At 63.2% G+C, this 19382-nt stretch carries 23 protein-coding genes; 11 read left to right on the plus strand and 12 right to left on the minus strand.

What is annotated here, in order from left to right:
* The first annotated feature begins 95 nt into the window (after window positions 1–95).
* Together JVX91_RS17045 and JVX91_RS17050 are read left to right on the plus strand one after the other, a co-directional pair.
* Window positions 96–686 (plus strand): hypothetical protein, encoded by a 591-nt coding sequence (locus JVX91_RS17045; RefSeq protein WP_205335377.1) that lies wholly within the window; start codon window positions 96–98, stop codon window positions 684–686.
* Window positions 683–1078 (plus strand): hypothetical protein, encoded by a 396-nt coding sequence (locus JVX91_RS17050; protein WP_024763794.1) that lies wholly within the window; start codon window positions 683–685, stop codon window positions 1076–1078. The genes JVX91_RS17045 and JVX91_RS17050 overlap by 4 nt, the downstream gene beginning before the upstream one ends.
* Before the next feature lie 131 nt (window positions 1079–1209).
* Here the strand turns inward: JVX91_RS17050 and JVX91_RS17055 are convergent, their stop codons facing one another.
* On the minus strand, window positions 1210–2190 hold the full coding sequence (locus JVX91_RS17055; protein WP_205335378.1) for a GlxA family transcriptional regulator: 981 nt from the start codon (window positions 2188–2190) through the stop codon (window positions 1210–1212).
* A gap of 105 nt (window positions 2191–2295) precedes the next feature.
* Here JVX91_RS17055 and JVX91_RS17060 point away from each other — a divergent pair, with 105 nt between their 5' ends.
* Window positions 2296–3090, plus strand: a complete 795-nt coding sequence (locus JVX91_RS17060; RefSeq protein ID WP_205335379.1) for an SDR family oxidoreductase — start codon at window positions 2296–2298, stop codon at window positions 3088–3090.
* 29 nt (window positions 3091–3119) lie between these two features.
* On the opposite strand, the gene JVX91_RS17065 is transcribed toward JVX91_RS17060, so the two are convergent.
* On the minus strand, window positions 3120–3965 hold the full coding sequence (locus tag JVX91_RS17065; protein ID WP_205335380.1) for a helix-turn-helix transcriptional regulator: 846 nt from the start codon (window positions 3963–3965) through the stop codon (window positions 3120–3122).
* A gap of 163 nt (window positions 3966–4128) precedes the next feature.
* Between JVX91_RS17065 and JVX91_RS17070 the strand changes: the two genes are divergently transcribed.
* Together JVX91_RS17070 and JVX91_RS17075 are read left to right on the plus strand one after the other, a co-directional pair.
* Window positions 4129–4515: a hypothetical protein gene (locus JVX91_RS17070; RefSeq protein WP_205335381.1), complete on the plus strand. Its 387-nt coding sequence runs from the start codon at window positions 4129–4131 to the stop codon at window positions 4513–4515.
* Window positions 4516–4534: 19 nt separating this feature from the next.
* Complete coding sequence (locus JVX91_RS17075; RefSeq protein ID WP_205335382.1) at window positions 4535–4840, plus strand: antibiotic biosynthesis monooxygenase; 306 nt, start codon at window positions 4535–4537, stop codon at window positions 4838–4840.
* A 32-nt stretch (window positions 4841–4872) separates the two neighbouring features.
* Here JVX91_RS17075 and JVX91_RS17080 read toward each other — a convergent pair whose 3' ends face one another.
* A complete protein-coding gene (locus JVX91_RS17080; RefSeq protein WP_205335383.1) occupies window positions 4873–5070 on the minus strand; it encodes a hypothetical protein in 198 nt (65 codons plus the stop codon).
* 188 nt (window positions 5071–5258) lie between these two features.
* Between JVX91_RS17080 and JVX91_RS17085 the strand changes: the two genes are divergently transcribed.
* Window positions 5259–5477, plus strand: coding sequence for a hypothetical protein (locus JVX91_RS17085; protein WP_205340030.1), 219 nt, complete (start codon window positions 5259–5261; stop codon window positions 5475–5477).
* A 43-nt stretch (window positions 5478–5520) separates the two neighbouring features.
* On the opposite strand, the gene JVX91_RS17090 is transcribed toward JVX91_RS17085, so the two are convergent.
* Entirely contained in the window at window positions 5521–5955 is a 435-nt protein-coding gene (locus JVX91_RS17090) for a hypothetical protein (RefSeq protein ID WP_205335384.1), read from the minus strand.
* 350 nt (window positions 5956–6305) lie between these two features.
* Complete coding sequence (locus JVX91_RS17095) at window positions 6306–7337, minus strand: IS110 family transposase (protein ID WP_205335385.1); 1032 nt, start codon at window positions 7335–7337, stop codon at window positions 6306–6308.
* A 337-nt stretch (window positions 7338–7674) separates the two neighbouring features.
* Here JVX91_RS17095 and JVX91_RS17100 point away from each other — a divergent pair, with 337 nt between their 5' ends.
* Window positions 7675–8145 carry a hypothetical protein gene (locus JVX91_RS17100; protein WP_205335386.1) on the plus strand — a complete coding sequence of 157 codons (471 nt, stop codon included), beginning with the start codon at window positions 7675–7677 and terminating at the stop codon, window positions 8143–8145.
* Window positions 8146–8581: 436 nt separating this feature from the next.
* Here the strand turns inward: JVX91_RS17100 and JVX91_RS17105 are convergent, their stop codons facing one another.
* The 4 genes from JVX91_RS17105 to JVX91_RS17120 are packed head-to-tail and all read right to left on the minus strand — an operon-like array spanning window position 8582 to window position 10949.
* Entirely contained in the window at window positions 8582–9049 is a 468-nt protein-coding gene (locus JVX91_RS17105; protein ID WP_205335387.1) for a DoxX family protein, read from the minus strand.
* 10 nt (window positions 9050–9059) lie between these two features.
* Window positions 9060–9815 (minus strand): DNA-binding domain-containing protein, encoded by a 756-nt coding sequence (locus tag JVX91_RS17110; protein ID WP_205335388.1) that lies wholly within the window; start codon window positions 9813–9815, stop codon window positions 9060–9062.
* Window positions 9812–10645 carry a DUF692 domain-containing protein gene (locus JVX91_RS17115; RefSeq protein ID WP_205335389.1) on the minus strand — a complete coding sequence of 278 codons (834 nt, stop codon included), beginning with the start codon at window positions 10643–10645 and terminating at the stop codon, window positions 9812–9814. The genes JVX91_RS17110 and JVX91_RS17115 overlap by 4 nt, the downstream gene beginning before the upstream one ends.
* Window positions 10646–10661: 16 nt before the next feature.
* Entirely contained in the window at window positions 10662–10949 is a 288-nt protein-coding gene (locus JVX91_RS17120; protein WP_205335390.1) for a DUF2282 domain-containing protein, read from the minus strand.
* A 230-nt stretch (window positions 10950–11179) separates the two neighbouring features.
* Between JVX91_RS17120 and JVX91_RS17125 the strand changes: the two genes are divergently transcribed.
* Together JVX91_RS17125 and JVX91_RS17130 are read left to right on the plus strand one after the other, a co-directional pair.
* Entirely contained in the window at window positions 11180–11770 is a 591-nt protein-coding gene (locus JVX91_RS17125) for a sigma-70 family RNA polymerase sigma factor (RefSeq protein ID WP_205335391.1), read from the plus strand.
* A complete protein-coding gene (locus tag JVX91_RS17130) occupies window positions 11757–12398 on the plus strand; it encodes a DUF1109 domain-containing protein (protein WP_205335392.1) in 642 nt (213 codons plus the stop codon). Before JVX91_RS17125 ends, JVX91_RS17130 begins: the two co-directional genes overlap by 14 nt.
* Window positions 12399–12403: 5 nt before the next feature.
* Here JVX91_RS17130 and JVX91_RS17135 read toward each other — a convergent pair whose 3' ends face one another.
* Together JVX91_RS17135 and JVX91_RS17140 are read right to left on the minus strand one after the other, a co-directional pair.
* Window positions 12404–13759, minus strand: a complete 1356-nt coding sequence (locus tag JVX91_RS17135; RefSeq protein WP_205335393.1) for a chloride channel protein — start codon at window positions 13757–13759, stop codon at window positions 12404–12406.
* A 114-nt stretch (window positions 13760–13873) separates the two neighbouring features.
* Window positions 13874–14215: a transcription initiation protein gene (locus tag JVX91_RS17140; RefSeq protein ID WP_205335394.1), complete on the minus strand. Its 342-nt coding sequence runs from the start codon at window positions 14213–14215 to the stop codon at window positions 13874–13876.
* Between the two features lie 198 nt (window positions 14216–14413).
* Here JVX91_RS17140 and JVX91_RS17145 point away from each other — a divergent pair, with 198 nt between their 5' ends.
* Both JVX91_RS17145 and JVX91_RS17150 read left to right on the plus strand, forming a co-directional pair.
* Complete coding sequence (locus JVX91_RS17145) at window positions 14414–15358, plus strand: Dyp-type peroxidase (RefSeq protein ID WP_205340031.1); 945 nt, start codon at window positions 14414–14416, stop codon at window positions 15356–15358.
* Window positions 15359–16093: 735 nt separating this feature from the next.
* On the plus strand, window positions 16094–17218 hold the full coding sequence (locus JVX91_RS17150) for a glycosyl transferase (protein WP_240201608.1): 1125 nt from the start codon (window positions 16094–16096) through the stop codon (window positions 17216–17218).
* 102 nt (window positions 17219–17320) lie between these two features.
* On the opposite strand, the gene JVX91_RS17155 is transcribed toward JVX91_RS17150, so the two are convergent.
* Window positions 17321–19351 (minus strand): glycosyltransferase, encoded by a 2031-nt coding sequence (locus JVX91_RS17155; protein ID WP_240201609.1) that lies wholly within the window; start codon window positions 19349–19351, stop codon window positions 17321–17323.
* Window positions 19352–19382: the final 31 nt, after the last annotated feature.

Consider the following 19382-nt stretch of genomic DNA (forward strand, 5'->3'; position numbering starts at 1 on the left):
GTTGACCATCGATCCCATCGACACTAGATTCCTACGCTTCCTACACCACGGTGCGCTGCACCGTGGCGAAAACAACGGCAAAGGAATGTCCCGTTATGTTCAAGTCCCTCAGGCCCTGGCTGCCTGCCGTGCTGCTTTGCAGCCCTCTTGCCGCGCACGCGGATTCCGTTCCCTACGGCGACTTCTGGTTGATTCACCAGCAGGGCAGCCTCTACAAGAACGAAGTCTTCATCATCGATGGCGACCCCGCCAACATCTACGACCGCAAGAACGGCGTGCGCTCGCTGGGCGTCTATCGGCTCTACGAGGAAGGCGCCAAGCCGACTTTCACCGCCTATGACGTCGAGGTCGATTGCGCGAAGAACCGCGTGCGCCTCAACGGCGCGCAGAACTACGACAAGTTCTACAACGACATCCGCCCGATGAAGGTCTCCAAGGAGTGGCAGAAGAAGCCCGAGGCCTGGATCGCGCAGAGCCGCGACTTCCTCTGCAAGCCGGACGCGCACGTGGAGCAGAAGATGTATCCGCTGGGCAAGATGCCTGCCTCGCAGATGGTCTCGGCCGCACCCGGCCTGTTCCAGCTGAGAAACCGCGACCATGCCAAGGCGATGATCCTGCAGATGGTCGACAAGGGCTTCGAGCAGATGCCCGCCAAGAACGTACCCGCCAAGGAGGGCGTGCAATGAAAGGACTACTCGCACTCGGGATGATCGCCATCCTGCTCGGCGGCTGTTCCGCCATTCCCACCCTGCCCGAGGCGCAGGCGCGCAGCTACTGGAAGGGTCGCCCGGCGGGCGATGCGATCGACCACTTCGGCGCACCCAGCGATATCGGCCTGGCGCCGGAGAACGACTGGGTCGTGCTGATCTATCGCCGCGACACGTCGTACGTCTCGCGCGAAGCACTCGGCACCTACACCGGTCCGCAGAACGGCCAGCTCGTGCATACCGAGTACTGGGGCGACGTGGTCCATTCGGCCAGCTGTGAAATCCGTGTCGCGATCAACCGCGCCAGGCAAGTGGACTACCTGCTGACCCGCGGCAACTGCGGCGGCATAGCGCTGAGGCCGGAAGCCTGATTGCGCTCGCCGTCGCCATGAGGCACGGCACTCCTCAATGAGTTGACCTTCAACGCCAAGCCGTGACTCTTCGCAGGTCGGCATCCAGGATGCCGGCCGGCGAAGCGTCGAGTCGTGGCGAGTCCGGCCTGTCAGCGGCCGGCAACCTCTGTTCCAGGCCGATCAGCCACCACGTGGCGGGCATCCCGACGAACCGCCTGCGGAGGAACGCCGAAGCCACGGATGAATGCTTCGCGCATGTGGCGGCGATCGCGGAAGCCGGTTTCCCTGGCGACGACATCGAGGGAATGACGGCTCTGCTCGATCATCAATCGCGCGGCTTCCAGGCGCAGGCCTTCGATAGCCTTGGCCGGCGATTGCCCGGTTTCGGCGGTGAACACGCGGGTGAACTGGCGCGGGCTCAGGTGGGCAATGCTGGCCAGCTCCTCGACGCCCAGCGGACGACTCAGGTGCTGGCGCGCGTAGTTCAGCGCGCTCTGGATGCGGTCGGATTTGGGGGCCAGGTCGAGCATTTCCGAGTGCTGGGACTGGCCGCCGGAGCGGTGCTGGTGCATCACCAGCTTGTGCGCCACCGAGCGGGCTACGTCCGCGCCCAAGTCCTTTTCCACCATGCCGACGGCGAGGTCGAGCCCGGCGGTCATGCCCGCCGAGGTCCAGAAAGGACCGTCAACGATGTAGATGCGGTCGTCCTCGACGGTGATCTCCGGATGGCGCTTCTGCAGGGCCTGGGCATAGGCCCAGTGGGTTGTCGCGCGGCGTCCGGCCAGCAGGCCCGCTTCGGCGAGGATGAAGCCACCGGTACAGACGCCGACGGTACGCCGCGCCTGTCTGCCGGCCAGGCGCACGAACTCCAGCACGGCCGAGGGAGTCTCGCTCGCCACGGGATCGTTGACGCCAACCACTATCCAGGTATCGGCCAGCCCTGGGGCCTGCAGTGGGCGGGTTTCCAGGGCGAGCCCCAGCGACGAGCGCACCAGGCCACCCGCCGGCGAGAAGTTTTCGATGCTGTAAAAGGGCTCGCCGGCGACCAGGTTGGCGAACTCGAAGACAGCCTGGTTCGCCAGGGAAAGTACCTGGAAACCGTCGGTGAGCAGGTAGCCGATGCGGTGCATGATGGTCTCTCGTATGTCCTGAATTACTACCATATACGTCATTTGAGATATGGCCAAGCCGCCGCATCCTGTTCTCCAGTTCCCCCACAACCCTGGAGACTCGACATGACTCAATCCCATCCCGGCACCGCTCTGATCACCGGTGCTTCGTCAGGTATCGGTGCCATCTATGCCGAGCGCCTGGCGCGTCGCGGCCATGACCTGATCCTCGTCGCCCGCAATCGTGAACGCCTGAATGCGCTGGCCAAACGTGTGAGCGACGACACCGGCCGCTCCATCGAAGTTGTCGTCGCCGACCTGGGCGAGCGCGCCGACCTGGCGCGCGTGGAGGATCTGCTGCGGACGGACGCCAGTATTTCCGTGCTGGTGAACAACGCTGGCGTCGGAGCGACCCGCCCGCTACTGGAGTCGAACATCGACCAGTTGGAGGAACTGCTGACGCTCAACGTGAACGCGCTGACGCGGCTGACCTACGCGGCCGTTCCGGGCTTCGTTGCCCGTGGCGGCGGCACGCTGATCAACATCGCATCGATCGTCGCCATCGCCCCGGAGGTGCTCAACGGTGTGTACGGCGGCTCCAAGGCATTCGTGCTGGCCTTCAGCCAATCGTTGCGCCATGAGCTTGCGGAACAGAACGTCAGAGTCCAGGTGGTGCTGCCCGGCGCGACGGCCACCGACTTCTGGGGCGTGGCCGGTACCCCGCTGGAGCATCTGCCGGAGGCTATCGTGATGAAGGCCGAGGACATGGTGGACGCGGCGTTGTCCGGGCTCGACCAGGGCGAGTTCGTGACCATTCCGGCGCTTCCGGAGATTGCCGACCTGAACGACTATGAGGCGGCGCGTCAGAAGCTGATGCCCAATCTGTCACGGAGTGCGCCTGCCACACGCTATCGCGGCTGATGTCGCGGTGGCGGGGGCGGAGCGCGCAGTCAAGGCTCCAGCACGATGCCGCCCCCAGGCGCGGCATCACCTGCGCCCGTCGCCGCGCGCTCGAGCAGGTAACGTGCGGGCGGCTTGCCCATGGTCTTGCGAAACATGGTGACGAAACCGCTGGCGCTTTCGTAACCCAATTCCAGTGCAACCGTCTGTACGCTCTCTCCCCTGGCCAGGCGGCGCAGCGAAAGAATGATATGCAGCTGCCGCCGCCATCTGCCGAAACTCATGCCAACTTCCTGCATCAGCAAGCGACTCATGCTGCGTTCGCTCATGCCGATGCATTTGGCCCATTGCGCCATCGACGCCTTGCTCGCCGGATCGTCGAGCAGCATCTTCGCCAACTGCCGCAGGCGTTGGTTCTGCGGCATCGGCAAATGCAGATGCTCGATGCTCGCTTCCCGCAGCTCGTCCAGCAGCACGGCGATCAACCGCGCCTTCGGGCCGCTCTCGGCGTACAGCTGCTCGAATCCCGTCGCCTTGAGCAGCAGCTCGCGCAGCAGCGGCGAGACCGAGAGAGTGCAGCACTGGGTGGGCAGGCCTTCGATGGCGTCCGGTTCCACGAACAGGCAATAGCACTCGGTTTCTCCCGAGCCGCGAGTGGAATGAGGCATGTTGCCGGGAATCCAGATGGCGCACTGCGGCGGGACGACCCACACGCCGCTGTCTACCTCGCAGTTGAGAATCCCGCGCACCGAATAGATCAGTTGCCCTTTGCGATGCTGGTGGAGCGCATGCTCCCAGTCCTTGGCGACCTGCGATGCATTCAGCGCCGTGACCTGGCGCGCGATGCTATCGACATCCCATGCGAGCAATCGGCCGTCAGCGGTAATGGTGTCCATGGACGCTCCTTGGAAGCGGATCGAAGCACTTGGCTGAAATGAGAAATATTGTGGCTAGATTGTGCAATGACGCAAATCGGCTGCACTGGGTATCTTGCAGATGACTTGACGGCGCCGGTGTGTTCCCGGTGCCGGCCACCATTCAATGCAGGAGACGATTCGCATGGTTATCGATTCCACACTCTTTCCACTGGTCTGGATGAAGGTCGGCACATCCGGCATTCACACCGAGGATGAGGGGTTCAAGGCCTTCGAAGCCTTGCTCGCGCGCGCGGAGCCTTTCGTACTGCTGGAGGAGGAGCGCGCGCAGCAGGAAGAGCACGAGCACTCCCATGAGGAGAGAAAGCAGCTGTCCCTCTGGATGAAGCGCCACAAGGTCGCCTTGCGGTTGTTCGTCAAAGCGCAGATCTACATCGAGCCAGACCTCGCCAGGCAGAGGGAGGCCGAACTGTTCGCGGGCAAGTTCGAATCGTTCTGGGGCTACCCGTTGCGGGTCGTCGCTTCCCGAACGGAGGGTTGGACGCTGGCGCGCAAGCTGCTTGCCCAGTGAGCATCAGGAGATGACGTCCATGAGCCTCGTTGCAGTCAGTACCGTCGAGATTGACCCGGCCATGAGTTCCGTGGCGGGACTTCGAACGGGTCTGGAAGAGTTGCGTGCGGACCTCAGTCGCCTCTCAGGCTGCACGGCTTATCGCCTGTCTTGTGGAAGCGAGCCGGGCGACACCTGGCTCCTCACCGGGTACTGGGATTCAACCGAGCGCATGACCGCCCACTTCAACCTGCCTTGCCTGGCCAGGTTGTTCGAGCTGGCGGCAATGGGGCTGATCGTCGGGTTGCGGTTTGGGACATTCCTGGTGGCATCGACGGGGGATTGAGTGCTTGCTGTCGACCCGAAGCGGACTCCCGATCAACCGGCGCTGCGATGAATGAGCCAAGCGATGAACGCTACGAATGGAGAGAACAGAATCAAGCCACCGACAACGACAGCCCAACCCCAGGCAAATCCACTTTCGCCTTTGAACCGTCCACCGCTCAGAAAGCTCAGCAGGCGGACACCGATGCGGTGCGCCAGATAGTTGATTACGACGCCTTCGATGAAGTCCATCGACTCTCCAGGTCAGTAGTCGTCTAACAGGGTAGGAACGAAAACCCAAGAAGCATAGCCTCCAGACAATTCGCGGTGGCAGGCAGCCTCTAGCCAGAAAGCACCTGCCTTTTCTGAAACGTCCGAACTTGTAGGATTGATAGGCGCTTTATACGCTTGAGTCCCTTTGACGAGGCTGCCTGAAGATGATGGAAAGCAATCTGTCGTTGCAGATCGAACGCGCCGCCTATGAGGAGTTTATTCGGCTGTGGGCCGAAGGGAGCTTCGAGCACCAGCGATTTGGCCAGGCATTTTATAACCACTTCCACCTGCACAAACTCGCCGACCAAGCTTCATTGCGAGGTATCTACGAGGCCGACGGTGAAAAAGCCTCGCGCTTGATCTTGAGGCTTTTCCATCTCCACTGAGCGGCAGATATCGACCCATAGTGGCCCCACGCACTGACAACAGTCAGCGCGTCAGCTTTGGCTTTCGCCACCAGGAAATGAAGCGCAAGACATCACTTTTCAGAAGTAGGGCCAGTGCTAACAGGCAGGCCGATGTCAGCGACATCCCCTCAAGGAGAATGGCTGGATTGCTTTCCTGGTGACTATGCATTCGACCGAGTTGGTTGACGACGGTGGATGCAAACAACTGAGCGGGGAAACACAGCAAGATCGCACAAACACGCCGCACCGAGACATGCAGCCGGTTCAAACGAGCTGGGACAACGGCCGGAAGCCAGGCAGGAAGGCTGAACGCGACGCCTATCGCCAGCCAGGCAGCAATGGCGATCCGTGAGGATTGTGGCTCTACAGCAAAAGTGAACGTTACGCCGAGGAGTGCGAATGAGCCTCCAATGACGCACGCGAGAAGCAGCAAGGTGATTCGGACTAAGTTGGACATCTCTTTACCGACAAGCGAGAAGCGGTGACCAGTTGGCGAGTGAAGCACAAGCCCTATACATGTGCTGTGTTCAACGTCCGTATATGGACTCCCCCTCATTGCAAGCTCCCGTCACTTTGGCGCCCGTGCCGACTGCACACGTATATCCGGCCTCTGATTTCGGCATCATCTTCTGATGCTGGGCCATGATGGGCTATTCGCGCGCGGGCTCCCAATCGCTTCTACGTGCTCTGCGCACATGGACATTTGAGGGGTTTGCTCGCGCCGGTTCGACCGGTTTGCCATCGTTCAGGTTGCTTCGCAATCGTGGGTGACGGTCACTCTCTCGTAGCGTTTTGACTGATAGTGAGTCAGGCCGCAGCCCGTTCCGGCTGGTAGGCAGTGCCATTGCGCAGCATCGCCCAGGCCATGCGCGCGGTCTTGTTGGCCAGCGCGATGGCGGCCACGTTGGTGTGCGATCGTTCAGCCAAGCGGACGGCCCATTGGCTCAGCCGGTCATCCTTGGATGGAGCTGTGCGCAGCACGGATCGAGCGCCATGAATCATCAGTGTTCGCAGGTAGGCATCGCCGCGTTTGCTGATGCCCAGCAGTCGATCTTTGCCACCGGAGCTGTGCTGCCTCGGCGTCAATCCCAGCGAGGCAGCAAACTGTCGACCATTGGCAAACTGACGGGCGTCACCGATGGCCGCGACGAGGGCGGTGGCGATCATCGGGCCGACGCCGCGCAGTTGCTGCAAGCTCTGAGCGCTCGGCTCATTGGCCGCAATCCCGGATATCTCGCAATCCAGCTCCTTGACCCGTTCATCCAGCATGCGCAAGTCGCGCCATAACCCATCCAGCAAATGCCGAAAGCGCAGCGTTAAACCGTTGTCTGCATCCTCCAGCCAGCAGGGAATGGCGCGTCGCAGTGCACACAGTTCTTTCGGTGCAATCAGGCCGTACTCTGCGACCAGGCCACGAACCTGGTTGGCCTTGGCGGTGCGTTGCTCAATCAACCCTGCTCGAATGCGATGTGCCGCCTGAATGTCCTGCTGTTCAACCGTCTTGATCGCCACGAAGCGCATGCTGGGCCGGCTCATTGCCTCACAGATTGCTTCCGCGTCATTGGCGTCGTTCTTGTTGCTCTTCACGTAGGGCTTCACGAACTGGGGCGCGATCAACTTGACCCGAAATCCACGCGCCTCAAGTTGCCGAGCCCAATGATGGGCTCCACCGCAACTCTCCAAGCCAATCTCACAATCGGGCTCGGCCTTCTCCAGGATCGCTTGAAGCCAGCGCTCGCGAGATAACCGCTGCCGCCAGACAGGCCTCTCCTGGCAGTCGACGCCGTGGATCTGGAACACGCTCTTGGCCAGGTCGACCCCAATGCGCATAAGCTTCATGTCTGGACTCCTTCTCATCAGTGACTGCGGTTCGCACCTTCAGTCTGGCACTCGAAGTGCCGAGGTGAGGGGGAGTCCATCCCATTGCTTCTGGCCGTTTACTGCCCCTGACGAGAGGCCGCTGCTTTTCCATGATGGACTGGGCCGTAGGTCAATGATGCAAAGGGCGTAACCGGGGGTTACAACCTGTTTCCTGGGAGATGAGAGAAACGTCACGGAGTCAGCAGTCGTTACTGGTATCACCTAGGGTGCATGGGTATCTGTAGCAATGCCGGGCCCGATCAATTCGGGCTTCTGAGATGACAGCAGAATCAGAGAAAACAAGGATGACAGGCCTATGAGATGGATCCTTCCTGCTCTTGCACCAATCATCGTTACTCAGCTCTACATACCTCACTCACGCGCGGATGAGCTGTCAGCTATCCGAGTTGCCGCAGAGAAAGGGGAGTGTGTCGTCGTTCATGAAGGGCAGGCGGAACCAGCTATTGCGCTGACCGCATCGTCCTATGACCTCCCTGGCTCGGACAAAAGGGAAGTATTGAAGTTGATAGATAAGTTTCGTGCTCATGGTTGCTCCATTGCACCGCCCGATAGCGAGGGAGCTTCTCCTATCAATGTCGCAGTGCTTACCGCTGAACCAGAATTGCTGCATTACCTGCTGGAAGCTGGCGGCGACCCTTCGGCCCGAATTACAGGCTCGCGTTCTTGGGCGAACGGAAAAAACAGCATTGAGTTCGCACAGCTTTTGTACAAAGTCGAACCCACTGAAAAGCGAAAGAAAGTGATCGACCTCCTGACCTCGAATTGAGTCAATCGGTACTAGAGTTGCTCATACAGCTGGTCTTTCACTGAAGGGGATTCTGAAGGACTGAGGGTCCGTTTCTGGCCGATTGTTGCCCCTCGCGAGAGGCAACTAGCGCCTCCTCGCGGACACTGCGAAATCTCGAACATCACGCCAGACCCTCCAGAAAGCCGGCGGTGGGCGCCGACGGCGATTCAGCTAGAAAAGCTTCAGGAAGTTCAGATTGAAACGCGGGGCCTTGCCGTTGTCATCGCCATGCTCCTTGGCCGACACGGAGCGGGTCAGCGGGAACGCGACTTCAGGAGAGATGCAGGTGTCCTTGAAGACATTAAGGTGCGCGCCGATGCCGGTGGATGAGCGATCGGGTGTAGTGCGCCCCTGATATTTCCGGATCAGACGCGCCGGCCGGTGTTCGCCATCGCGTCAGGCGTTCGACGCCGCATCAGCGAATTCTCAGTACCCGATCCAGCGACCAGGCACCGGCGCCGCGGCCGATCAGCAACAAGAGCAGGCCGGCCCAGGACAGGTGCGTTGGCCAGGCGTCGGGGTAGACGAATACTTCGATCACCGTGGTCATGCCCAGCAGCGCCAGCGCCGAGAGGCGGGTGAACAGGCCGAGCACCAGCATGATCGGGAAGAAGTGTTCAGCATAGGTCGCCAGGTGCGCCGCGATGTGCGGTGGTACCAGCGGCAGCATGTACTCGGTCTGGAACAGCTCGTAGGTGCTCGGGGTGATGGTCAGGAGGCCCTCGACCTTGGTGCGACCGGATAGGAAGAAGATCGCCGCGATGCCCAGGCGTGCCACCAGGCACAGGAAAGAGTCGCCAAGCAGTCGCTGAAGGAAGTCGCCGACGCGATTCCAGCGATGGCGTAAACCCGTGGTGGGAACGGTGCTGTGGGTGATGTCCATGGTGGTCTCCTCACGCGAGGTTTATGGGGCGGAAAGCGGCGGCGCCGAGCAGGCGACCGAGCAACAGGGTGAAGTCGAGGTCTGGTTGTGCCTCCAGCGCCAGGGCCGACGCCCGATCAAGGTCGAACCCGGCGGAGCAGGCATCGAGGAAGGCGCAGCCGCCAACGTCCAGGGGCTGCCAGGCGACACCCACTGCATGGCCGACCAGCAGTGCGCCTTCGCCTTGCCAGGACAGTTCATCCGGTATCGGCAAGGCTTCGCGGTTGTAGCGCCAGATGCTGTAGATCGGTTGTCCGGCGAACCAGCGCCAACGCACGCCGGCGCGCGGCTCCAGGTGGCAGGCGGCAAGGTCGGAGGCGGTCATGCCGGACAGGCTGGCCAGGTCCAGCGTCGCGTCCTGGGGTGCGGCGAAGGCCTCTGTCCACAAGCGGTCCAGGCGTGCTACGGCGCCGAGGTAGGGCAGCCCGCGCGCAGGTTCGAACGCGTCGAGGAAGTCGGCGAAGGCCTCACCGTAGAACACCAGGCGCGCATCGCTCGGCGGTGTCTCGCGGGCATGGATGGACGCCGCTGCACGAAGCCAGTCGGTACCGACCAGGCGCTCGACGCTGGGGAAGTTGGCGCACAGCGCGTCGACGCAGCCCTTGAGCACCGTGTTGCGGTAGACGCTAAAGCCGGCTTGGCCAATGACGGACTGCAACGCTGTCGCCGGGCGCTGGTAGAGCGCTTCGACAAAAGCGTCCTGGAAGTCTCCGAGCGAGGTGATCATCGTCTCACCTCCGCGAGGTTGAGGATCGCTTGCGCGCGTTCACGCTCCGCCAGGAGTTCATCGAAGGCGGGGAGGTGGTCATCGCGCTCGATCAGGGTCGGGCGTGGCCCCGTGCGGCGGATCAGGTGCTGGTAGAGGGCCCAGACCGGTTCCGCGATGGGCGCGTCGTGGGAGTCGATCAGCAGCTCGCCGCCTTCGTCGTGGCTGTGCCCGGCGAGGTGTACCTCGAGGATGGCCGCGGCGGGGAAGCGGTCGAGATAGCGCTCGGCATCAAGGCCGAGGTTGTGCGCGCTGACGTGCACGTTGTTGATGTCGAGCAACAGGCCACACCCGGTGCGCAGGGCGAGTTCGGTGAGGAATTCGATTTCGTCCCAGTCGTGGCCCTCGAGGCGCACATAGTGGCTGGGGTTCTCGATGGCGATGCGCCGTCCCAGCGCTTCCTGGGTACGCTGGATGTTTTCGGCGATACGGGCCAGCGCCGCATGGCTGCGCGGGAAGGGCAGCAGGTCCGGCAGATACTGGCCGCGCCAGGCCGACCAGGCCAGATGTTCGGAGATCAGCTCCGGTTGCACGCGCTCGACCAGCGCGCGCAGCCGATGCAGGTGTGCCGTATCCGGCTCGGAGTCGGCCGCGAGGGACAAGGAAACCCCGTGCAGCGACAGCGGATGCCGTTCGGCGATCCGCTCCAGCCAGGTGAGGCGTGGACCGCCGACCATGTAGTTCTCCGGATGGACTTCAAACCAGAGCCCCTGGGCGGTACAGGCGAGAGCGTCGGCATAGTGTTCGGCCTTCAGCCCCAGCCCGGCGCCCGATTGGATCGATGCGTTCATGGTCGGCGGCCTGGGCTCAGGCTTTGCTCGGAGTCAGCGAGCCCATGCCACTGGGCGTCTTGATCGAGGTGCAGGTGCCGGCCGGGACATTCTTCCAGTGCATGCCGTCGTAGTCCTTCTTGGCGCTGCCCGCACAGGTGGTGCCGGCGCCAGCCTTGCAGTCGTTCTTGCCGGCCATGGCTACGCCGTAGCACTTCTCCATGGCCGCGCCGTTGCTGGCCTTGGTGTTCATGTCGTCCGCCAAGGCGCTGCCGGTGATGGCGGCAAGGGCGAGGGCGGCGGTGGCGAGGGTCAGGGTTTTCATGGTGTGGTCTCCGGTTAGGTTGGTGAGCAGCGGAGGACTTTCCGGCGGCTCGATGAGTAGTTCGCCGGGGGGACTGTTCCGGTTACAGCGCCGCGAAAATATTTTGAGAAATTCCCGGCGCGGTCCTAACGTATTGAACGGCGGCCTGTTTTCCTTGCGGGTCGGTGGCGCGCCAGCAGGCTGGGGTGAGCTTGGGAAAATTTCCATCCGCGGTGTAACCAGGACGGCTGATGCAGCGAACTACCAGACAGGAATTGTTGATTGCCCGCGAGGCGCAGCTGCAAGCGTTGCTGTTGCGCGGCATGGACGGCGACGGTACGGCGTACCGCGAGTTCCTCAGCGCACTCGGCATGCATCTGCGCGCCTTCCTACGCCGGCGCCTGAGCCAGCGCCCCAGTGAGGTCGAGGACCTGCTGCAGGAAGTGCTGCTGGCAGTGCACAACGCTCGCCACACCTACCGTGTCGATCAGCCGTTGACTGTGTGGGTGCAGGCCATCGCGCGCTACAAGCTGGCCGATCATTTCCGTGCCTTCGCGCGCAGGGAAGCGCTGCACGATCCGCTGGAGGATGACGATGGGGAGTTGTTCGCAATCGAGGACGACGAGCCCGCGCAAGCCAGGCGCGACCTCGGCAGACTGTTGCAGCAGCTACCGGACAAGCAGCGCCTGCCCATCGTCCATGTGAAGCTGGAAGGCTTGTCGGTAGAGGAAACCGCCAGCCTGACCGGGCTTTCCAGTTCCGCCGTGAAGGTGGGTATCCACCGCGGGCTGAAGGTCCTGGCGAATATGATCCGAGGGTTGAGAAGCGATGAAGACCAATGAACTGATCGACCTGCTGAGCGCCGGCGAGAGCGCTGTGGATCGGCACGCGCTGAGCAGGCGCTTCGCCATCGCCCTGCTGGGCGGCGCCCTGGGGGCGCTGCTGCTGATGGCTGCACTCTTCGGCGTCCGGCCTGACCTGGCGGACGTCGCGCGCACGCCGTTGTTCTGGGCCAAGGTTGCGCTGCCGGGCAGCCTGGCGCCGATTGCCCTGTGGCTGAGCAGCCGCTTGGCACGGCCGGGAGTTAATGGTGGGGTGGCCTGGGTGCTGCTGGGACTGCCCCTGTTGCTGGTCTGGGGCGGTGGTGCCCTGGAGCTGGCCGGGGTGTCCGCCGAAGCGCGTGCCGGACTGATTCTGGGCAAGACCTGGCGCACCTGCCCGCTGAACATCGCGCTGCTCTCGGTGCCGGCGTTCATCGCGGTGTTCTGGGCGTTGCGCGGTCTTGCGCCGACCCGATTGCGCCTTGCCGGCGCCGCCGGGGGGCTGCTCGCGGGTGCCACCGCGACCCTGGCGTACTGCCTGCATTGCCCCGAGATGGGCATTCCCTTCTGGGGAGTCTGGTACCTGCTCGGTATGCTGCTGCCGACCCTCTTGGGCGCGGCACTCGGCCCGCGCCTGTTGCGGTGGTAGAGGGGTCAGGATTTTTCCGGAGCGACTTTGTCGAGAATCTGCCGAGCGAGTGCGTGGTAGAGAGAGACCGGCGCTATCCAACCGGAGATCGCGGCCGCCATCAGGGTGACGGCGAGCATCGGAATAGCGAGATCGGGGCTGTGCGACAACTCCAGGACAATCACTGAGGCCGTCAGCGGGGAGCGCGTCACACCCGCCAGGTAGGCACCCATGCCGAGCAGGGCGCCCGTCTGCGGGTTCGCGTCCGGCAATAGCGAAAGCAGCGGTGCGAATGCGGCGCCGATGCTCAGTGATGGCGAAAACAATCCGCCAGGAATGCCGGCCAGGTAGGACACGACGTTGGCCAGGAACTTCCATAACAGGAAGCTCTCATTGGTCACCGGATGGCCGTCCAGCAGCGCGCGGGTTTCCTCGTAGCCGGTACCGAATACGTGGTTGCCCGACGCAACGCCAAGCAGCGCAAGGATCAATCCGCAGATGGCGGCGAAGCGCACAGGAAAGCGCTCGCGCAACGCGCACATGCGCCCGATCCAGCCATGCTGGGTGGGCAGCACGAGCTTTACGTAAAAACCTCCCAGCACGCCCCCGAGCAGGGCGCAGGCTGGAACTTCGCTCCATCCCCATCCGCCGGGTAGATGGCCACCAATCTCGCCGAAGTAGGAGTAATGGCCCATCAGCCCCAGGGTGACGGCGCCGCCGATCAGTACGGCGGTCAGGACCAGGCCACTGAAGCGTTGCTCGAAGGCGCGGCTGAGCTCCTCGATGGCGAAGACAATCCCGGCCAGGGGCGTGTTGAACGCCGCGGCTATGCCCGCCGCGCCGCCGGCGAGGATCAACCCGGCCAAGGTACGCCTGCCGTGTAGACCCAGGCGCCGGCCGAAGGCGTAGATGACCGCTGCGCCGACATGGACAGTCGGCCCTTCGCGCCCCACTGATCCGCCTACCAGCAGCGCCCCGAGGGTGAAGAGCATGCGCACGATAGCCACCGGGAGGGCCAGCACGCGCTCCCGAAAGCGCCGTGAAGGCGATTCCAGGGCGGCAATCACCTGAGGAATACCGCTGCCCTTGGCCTCCACGAACCAACGTTGGGTCACCCAGGCCAGCAGCGCAAAGCCCGCCGGGGTCACAAGCAGTGGCAGCCAGCTGGCCACACCCAGCATACGCTTGAACTGCGCGTAGGACTGATCCGCCAGCCAGGCGAATGCCAACGCGGCCAGCCCCACCAGGAGCGCGCCAACCCAGAACGCCAGGTGCTGCCGCCAGCGTAGCCAGCGCGAGTGGTGAAAGCGCCGCGCCGATCCAATGGCCGGCGTGGTGTCTGGGGTTTCCTCTGGTGGAAGATTGCCTGGCTGGTCGGACATGGGTGTCGTTTCAGTTGCTGGGAGGAGTGGGGATTATTGGCATCGTTGTGCGTGCCCACCATTGGCCGTTGGGCGCTGCCCGCTCACTGGGCGGTGGGGGAGTCTGGTACTCCATCAGGCCCTCGGATCGAGGCCAAAGACGCGGAGCTCTTGTTGGCACCGGCAGGCTTTCGCGATGCGCGCGGCCCACGCGATGGCCTCCTCGGTGGAAGGCAGTTCGAGCACGGTGAAGCCGCCGTTGAGCGGCGGGGCCCAGGGGTAGCCGCCCTGGGCGACCGCGCCATCGGCCGAGACGAGCACGGGCGGCACCACTTCGTCGATGCCACCGGCAAAGACATACACGCCGGCAGCCTTCGCCTCGTCGATCACGGCATGCGCGTCGCGGCCTACTGCCTCCAACTCGCCGTCGGGCACACGCATCGCTGCGCTGGGGAAGGAAATCAGGTACTTGGCCATGGTGCGCTTTCCTTGGGATCTGATGACGCTCGAGACGTGCGTGGCCTGATGATTATGGTCCAAGTGGCCGGACCTGCTGAGGGATCGCAATCCGGCTGGGCGCAGGCGCGCCAACTGTCTAACCGAATTGTCACCGTCATCAGCGACCTGCTTTGATAACCTCATCCTCTCCAACTTCGATGGCGGCGCATGGCAACTATGCTCAACGAATTTCCCGTTCCCCAAGCCGTGGACAGCCCGGTTACACGCAGCGCGATCTTCCTGGTGGCGACCCTGACGCCAGGCAAGGACTGGAGCCCGGTGCGTTCGCTCTGCGAGGACGTGTCCGCCCTGGTGCGCTCGGTCGGCAAGCGCGTGCCGGCGGGCAACCTGTCCTGCGTGGTGGGATTTGGTTCGGCTGCCTGGGATGCGCTGTTCGGCGCGCCGCGCCCGGCGTCCCTGCATGCATTCCGCGAGATCGGCACGGGTGAACGCGTCGCCGTTTCCACGCCCGGCGACCTGCTCCTGCATATCCGTGCCGACCAGATGGACCTCTGTTTCGAATTGGCGACGCATCTGGTGGCGCACCTGGGCGAGGCTGTCACGGTGGTCGATGAAGTCCAGGGATTCCGCTACTTCGACATGCGCAGCATCATCGGCTTCGTCGACGGTACCGAGAACCCGGAAGGTCGCGAGGTGCCGCATTTCACCCTGATTGGCGACGAGGACGCGGACTTCGCGGGCGGCAGCTACGTCCTGGTGCAAAAGTATCTGCATGACATGGCCGGCTGGAACCAGCTCTCGACCGAAGCCCAGGAACGCATCATCGGCCGCACCAAGCTGGCCGACATCGAACTGGACGATGACGTGAAACCGAGCTGTTCGCACAGCTCGCTGACCACGCTGGAAAAGGACGGCCAGGAGATCAAGATCCTGCGCGACAACATGCCGTTCGGCCGACCCGGCGCAGGGGAGTTCGGCACTTACTTCATCGGCTACGCGCGTTCTCCGGCACCCATCGAGGAGATGCTGGAGAACATGTTCATCGGACGTCCGGCGGGCAATTACGACCGCCTGCTGGACTTCAGCAGGGCGATGACCGGCAGCCTGTTCTTCGTGCCTTCGGCCGAGCTGCTCGAAGCGCTGGCCGACAAGACGCCCTGAAAGAGGCGGGTGTCCGCTGTGGCGACATGCTGTCCATGGTCTGCAGCTGTTTGCGACCCATAGCGGACTTCCGGACCTTTCCGTTCGTTTCGACCAGCCCAATGGAGGCGGTCCGGATGCAGCGATGAGTCGTCGCGTGCTCGCGGACTTCCTCCTATGCTCAATGCATGGTCACGGATGGGGAGCGTGCGGCGGGTGTCGGCGCGATTGGCGCGTTCACGGGTGAATTGACAAGGTTCGGCTGTTTTTGCAAAGTTTCGCGCGCCAGGTTCACAGCCTTTTTTCAGCCGCGGGTCCTCTTCGATGGACTGGGCAAGTCCACCGGTCAATGCGCGACCGGTGGCGGGAACAGGCTTGAATCCAACCGGTGCAGCTCAGCTTCTCCGTGAGCGTGAAACAGGTCTTGCGTGTCGGTAGAGAAAGTCCTCCGTGCCTTCGGGAATCGCACGGAGGCGATAAAAATAGACCCGGCGGTTTCGCCCCTGGAAAGGGAGCGGTAGCCGGACATACATAGGTTGGCCTCGGCACAACTTCTTTCCTCACGGATATCCCGGTGATCGACTCGTTATCTACCCCAGCCACGGCGCATCGCCTGGGCTTTGTCTTGCGCGGTTCCCTGGACTTCGGGGTTTGCGTTCCAGTGGCCTTCGGCGTCGTCCATACGAGCCACGCGGTCTTCGTCGAGGATGATGAATTCCTCCCACCGGCAGCAACGACACCCGGCGAGTGCGCAGCTTGAAGCGTCTGGTATTCCTGTCGCCGGTACCCTGGGAGAGTTTCTCCCAACGCCCGCACAAGTTCGTCAACTGGATTCACAGCCGGACCGGGGCGGCGGTGCTGTGGGTCGACCCTTATCCCACACGCTTTCCCCGGCTGAGCGATTTCAGGCGATTGCAGAAACGCCCTGTGCCTAGCCAGACCGGTAGCCCACCGCCCTGGCTCACGGTGCTGAGAACAGGCGGTCTGCCCATCGAGCCTCTACCGGGTTCGGGTTGGGTGAATCGATGTTTTTGGCAGCGCGTCTTCAGCAGAATCGACAGCTTCGTCAGCGACTCACCCACCTGGCTGGTCATCGGCAAGCCGTCGGCCTTCGCGTTGCACTTGCTGGCGCGGTTTCCCCATTGCTCGTCCATGTACGACGCGATGGATGATTTTCCGGCCTTCTACGCGGGTTTCTCGCGCTGTGCCTTGGCACGACGCGAGCGAGCGATCGCACAGCGCGTCGACGTGCTCTGGGCGTCGAGTCCCGGCCTGAACGCGCGATGGGAGCGCATCCGGAACGACGTGCGCCTGGTGGAGAACGCCCTGGATCTATCGGTGATCGTTGCCGCAAGTCCAGCCCCCTTGTCGTCCCCGACCAAGGTTTTTGGCTACGTCGGGACCATGGCGGCGTGGTTCGACTGGGACTGGGTGTCTGCCTTGGCAAGGGCCAGGCCGGACGACGAGATCCGGCTGATCGGCCCTGTCTTCGAGCCCCCGACCAGCACGCTGCCGGACAACGTGGTGTTGTTGCCCGCTTGTGCTCATGAGGCTGCCTTGCAGGCCATGACGGAGTTCGACGTAGGGCTGATTCCATTCAAGCGCAATGCGCTCACCGCCTCGGTTGATCCGATCAAATACTACGAATATCGGGCGCTTGCCTTACCGGTGGTCTCCACCGATTTTGGCAGCATGCAAGGTCGCTCGGGGGCGGCTGGTGTCTTCATCAGCCACTCCATCGCCGATATCGATTCGGTGGTTGCGGCAGCCTTGCAATGTGAGCGTGACCCGGACGTTGCGCAGGCCTTTGCGCTGCAGAACTCCTGGGAAGTTCGCTTCGACGCGGCAGGACTCTTTTCGCCAGCTGGCAGCTTCACCTAGCGGGGGCGGCGTGAGTCTCGCCGGCGGCGCGAATTCTGGCGCCGCCGGTGCTTTCTTGCCGCCCAAGGCGCGATTGCCAAGGCCACTGCGTGTTGCGTCGTTTCACTCATGCGAGTGAGGAAGCCATTCGCCCCACTTGGCTTCGTAGAGCGCTTTGTTCTTCTCGAACAGCATCCGCCGCTCGCCGTGGCTCATTTGCCCAAAGGACGCGGACAGGTGGTGATGGATGAAGACGTCGTGCGCGCAGGCGCTGAGGAGGCCTGCCTGTTCAACGCGTCGACAGTAGTCGTCGTCTTCGAAGAAGCCCAGTCCATAGACTTCATCCAGCGGGCCGACGCGCAGGTAGGTACTGCGTGGCATCATCACGCAGAAAAACGCCAGGGTGGGCAGCGGGACCCATTCGCCGAGGTGCTGGCAGGTGTAGCGCCGGGCCGCTTGCGGCATCTCCGCCAGGCCAGGGCGGTCGAGGACGACCTTTGCCTGGTTGCCGATGTTGTTGGTCACCGGGCCGATCAGCCCGAGCCGGGAGTCGCGCCGCAGATGCCGCTGCAGTGTGCCGATCCATCCCGCGGTGACCTGGGTGTCGTTGTTGAGCAGCACCAGGTAGTCGCCGTTCGCTATCGCCAGTCCCTGGTTATTGGCGGCAGCAAAGCCACGGTTTTCCGTGTTGAAAATGACCTTCCGGCCACTGCTGGCGGCCCATTGTTCGAGGAACTCGGCGGTGCCGTCGGTGGAGGCGTTGTCGACGAGGATGATCTCCAGTGCCTGCCCATCGGTGTGGGCTTCGATGCTGCCCAGGCAGGCGCGCGTCAGTGCCAGGTTGTTGTAGGTCACGATGATGACGCTCGTCAGCGCGTCGTCTTCGCGGTCTTCCGCAAGGCTCGTGAGCGCATCGACTCGATGCGCCCAGGTCTGCTGGGCAGCGAATGCCTGGCGTTGAGCTATCTGTTCGCGGGTCGGCGTAGCCAGGGCCAGTTCGATCGCCGCGATGAATGCCTCGCCATTCCCGGCCACCTGCACCAGCGAGCCGAATTGCGTGATTTCCGGCAGGTCGACTGAGACCACGGGTTTTCCCGCCGCCAGGTATTCATAGACCTTGACCGGATTGGTAGCGAGCGTCAGCGCGCTGATGCGAAACGGCAGGATGCAGAGGTCGAAGCCATGCACGTAGTAGGGAAGGGCGGTGTAGGGAACCTCCCCGATGAACTCGACATTGGCGAACCTGCGCAATCGCGCCGCGGCGCCCACCGTGTCGGCGCCGATCAGCAGGATGACGTGCTGTGGGAAGGCCTCGGCGATGTTGGCCACGAGTTCGTGGTCGAACCAGCTGGCGATGGCGCCGAAGTAACCGATCACCTGGCGTTGCAGGCGGTCACGGTACTGCGTTGCCGGCGGCGTCGAAAACGGGGTGAAATCCGCGGCGTTCCGGAGGATCGCGCTGGGCTTGTCGCGCTGTGGTGCCCATTGCCGGGCCAGCCAGTCGGAGGTGAATAGCCGAAGGTCGGCGTCCTCGACCAGTCGCCGTTCCAGCGTCAGGATGTCCGGTGCGTTGTCTGCGAAACCTTGGTGATGGTCCATGCAGTCGTACACCAGGCGGCTGTTGGGCAGCTCGCGGGCGATCTCGTACCAGAACGGGTGTTGCACCAGTGATATCGCCCGTCCCGATCGTGCCCAGACCAGCACTTCGCCAATGCTGCGGCACAACTGCCGAACCAGGGGCGCGGCCGGGGCGCCGGCGTAGATCCGCGGCGCGCCACGGGCGAACAGGCTGACCTGGAACAGCCGGCCTTCGTCGTCGAGCGACTGCAGGGTAAAGCCCGCGTGCGCGGCATCCGTCAGCGAGGCGTTGACGTAGATGACCCTGCGCCCGGTGGTGCTCAGCCCCTGCGCCAATTGTTGCGGCCGTTGGTAGCGGAAGTCCCAGTCGATGGCGCCCCAGATGATGTAGTCCGGCAGGCCGGGAACCTGCTCCTGCGGGGAGAGGGAAGGGCTGGCGAAGGCCTGGGCACGGGTCAGGGAACGGCGCAGTGCCCGCACGCCCCTGAGCAGCACCTTGTGGTGAACGGCGCTCAGGAGCGTCTTGATTCCCGCCGGTAGCGGCAGCCGATGGTACGCCGTGCGCCAACGACTCAAGCGAAAGAGCCTCGAGTTCGTCAGCATTCGG

This window comes from Pseudomonas sp. PDNC002 (assembly GCF_016919445.1).
Lineage (GTDB): Bacteria > Pseudomonadota > Gammaproteobacteria > Pseudomonadales > Pseudomonadaceae > Pseudomonas.

Bases quoted from the DNA above. Each gene is read 5' to 3' on its own strand.
- JVX91_RS17045 (WP_205335377.1), top strand. From the start codon at position 96: ATGTTCAAGTCCCTCAGGCCCTGGCTGCCTGCCGTGCTGCTTTGCAGC.
- JVX91_RS17050 (WP_024763794.1), top strand. From the start codon at position 683: ATGAAAGGACTACTCGCACTCGGGATGATCGCCATCCTGCTCGGCGGC.
- JVX91_RS17055 (WP_205335378.1), bottom strand. From the start codon at position 2,190: ATGCACCGCATCGGCTACCTGCTCACCGACGGTTTCCAGGTACTTTCC.
- JVX91_RS17060 (WP_205335379.1), top strand. From the start codon at position 2,296: ATGACTCAATCCCATCCCGGCACCGCTCTGATCACCGGTGCTTCGTCA.
- JVX91_RS17065 (WP_205335380.1), bottom strand. From the start codon at position 3,965: ATGGACACCATTACCGCTGACGGCCGATTGCTCGCATGGGATGTCGAT.
- JVX91_RS17070 (WP_205335381.1), top strand. From the start codon at position 4,129: ATGGTTATCGATTCCACACTCTTTCCACTGGTCTGGATGAAGGTCGGC.
- JVX91_RS17075 (WP_205335382.1), top strand. From the start codon at position 4,535: ATGAGCCTCGTTGCAGTCAGTACCGTCGAGATTGACCCGGCCATGAGT.
- JVX91_RS17080 (WP_205335383.1), bottom strand. From the start codon at position 5,070: ATGGACTTCATCGAAGGCGTCGTAATCAACTATCTGGCGCACCGCATC.
- JVX91_RS17085 (WP_205340030.1), top strand. From the start codon at position 5,259: ATGGAAAGCAATCTGTCGTTGCAGATCGAACGCGCCGCCTATGAGGAG.
- JVX91_RS17090 (WP_205335384.1), bottom strand. From the start codon at position 5,955: ATGTCCAACTTAGTCCGAATCACCTTGCTGCTTCTCGCGTGCGTCATT.
- JVX91_RS17095 (WP_205335385.1), bottom strand. From the start codon at position 7,337: ATGAAGCTTATGCGCATTGGGGTCGACCTGGCCAAGAGCGTGTTCCAG.
- JVX91_RS17100 (WP_205335386.1), top strand. From the start codon at position 7,675: ATGAGATGGATCCTTCCTGCTCTTGCACCAATCATCGTTACTCAGCTC.
- JVX91_RS17105 (WP_205335387.1), bottom strand. From the start codon at position 9,049: ATGGACATCACCCACAGCACCGTTCCCACCACGGGTTTACGCCATCGC.
- JVX91_RS17110 (WP_205335388.1), bottom strand. From the start codon at position 9,815: ATGATCACCTCGCTCGGAGACTTCCAGGACGCTTTTGTCGAAGCGCTC.
- JVX91_RS17115 (WP_205335389.1), bottom strand. From the start codon at position 10,645: ATGAACGCATCGATCCAATCGGGCGCCGGGCTGGGGCTGAAGGCCGAA.
- JVX91_RS17120 (WP_205335390.1), bottom strand. From the start codon at position 10,949: ATGAAAACCCTGACCCTCGCCACCGCCGCCCTCGCCCTTGCCGCCATC.
- JVX91_RS17125 (WP_205335391.1), top strand. From the start codon at position 11,180: ATGCAGCGAACTACCAGACAGGAATTGTTGATTGCCCGCGAGGCGCAG.
- JVX91_RS17130 (WP_205335392.1), top strand. From the start codon at position 11,757: ATGAAGACCAATGAACTGATCGACCTGCTGAGCGCCGGCGAGAGCGCT.
- JVX91_RS17135 (WP_205335393.1), bottom strand. From the start codon at position 13,759: ATGTCCGACCAGCCAGGCAATCTTCCACCAGAGGAAACCCCAGACACC.
- JVX91_RS17140 (WP_205335394.1), bottom strand. From the start codon at position 14,215: ATGGCCAAGTACCTGATTTCCTTCCCCAGCGCAGCGATGCGTGTGCCC.
- JVX91_RS17145 (WP_205340031.1), top strand. From the start codon at position 14,414: ATGCTCAACGAATTTCCCGTTCCCCAAGCCGTGGACAGCCCGGTTACA.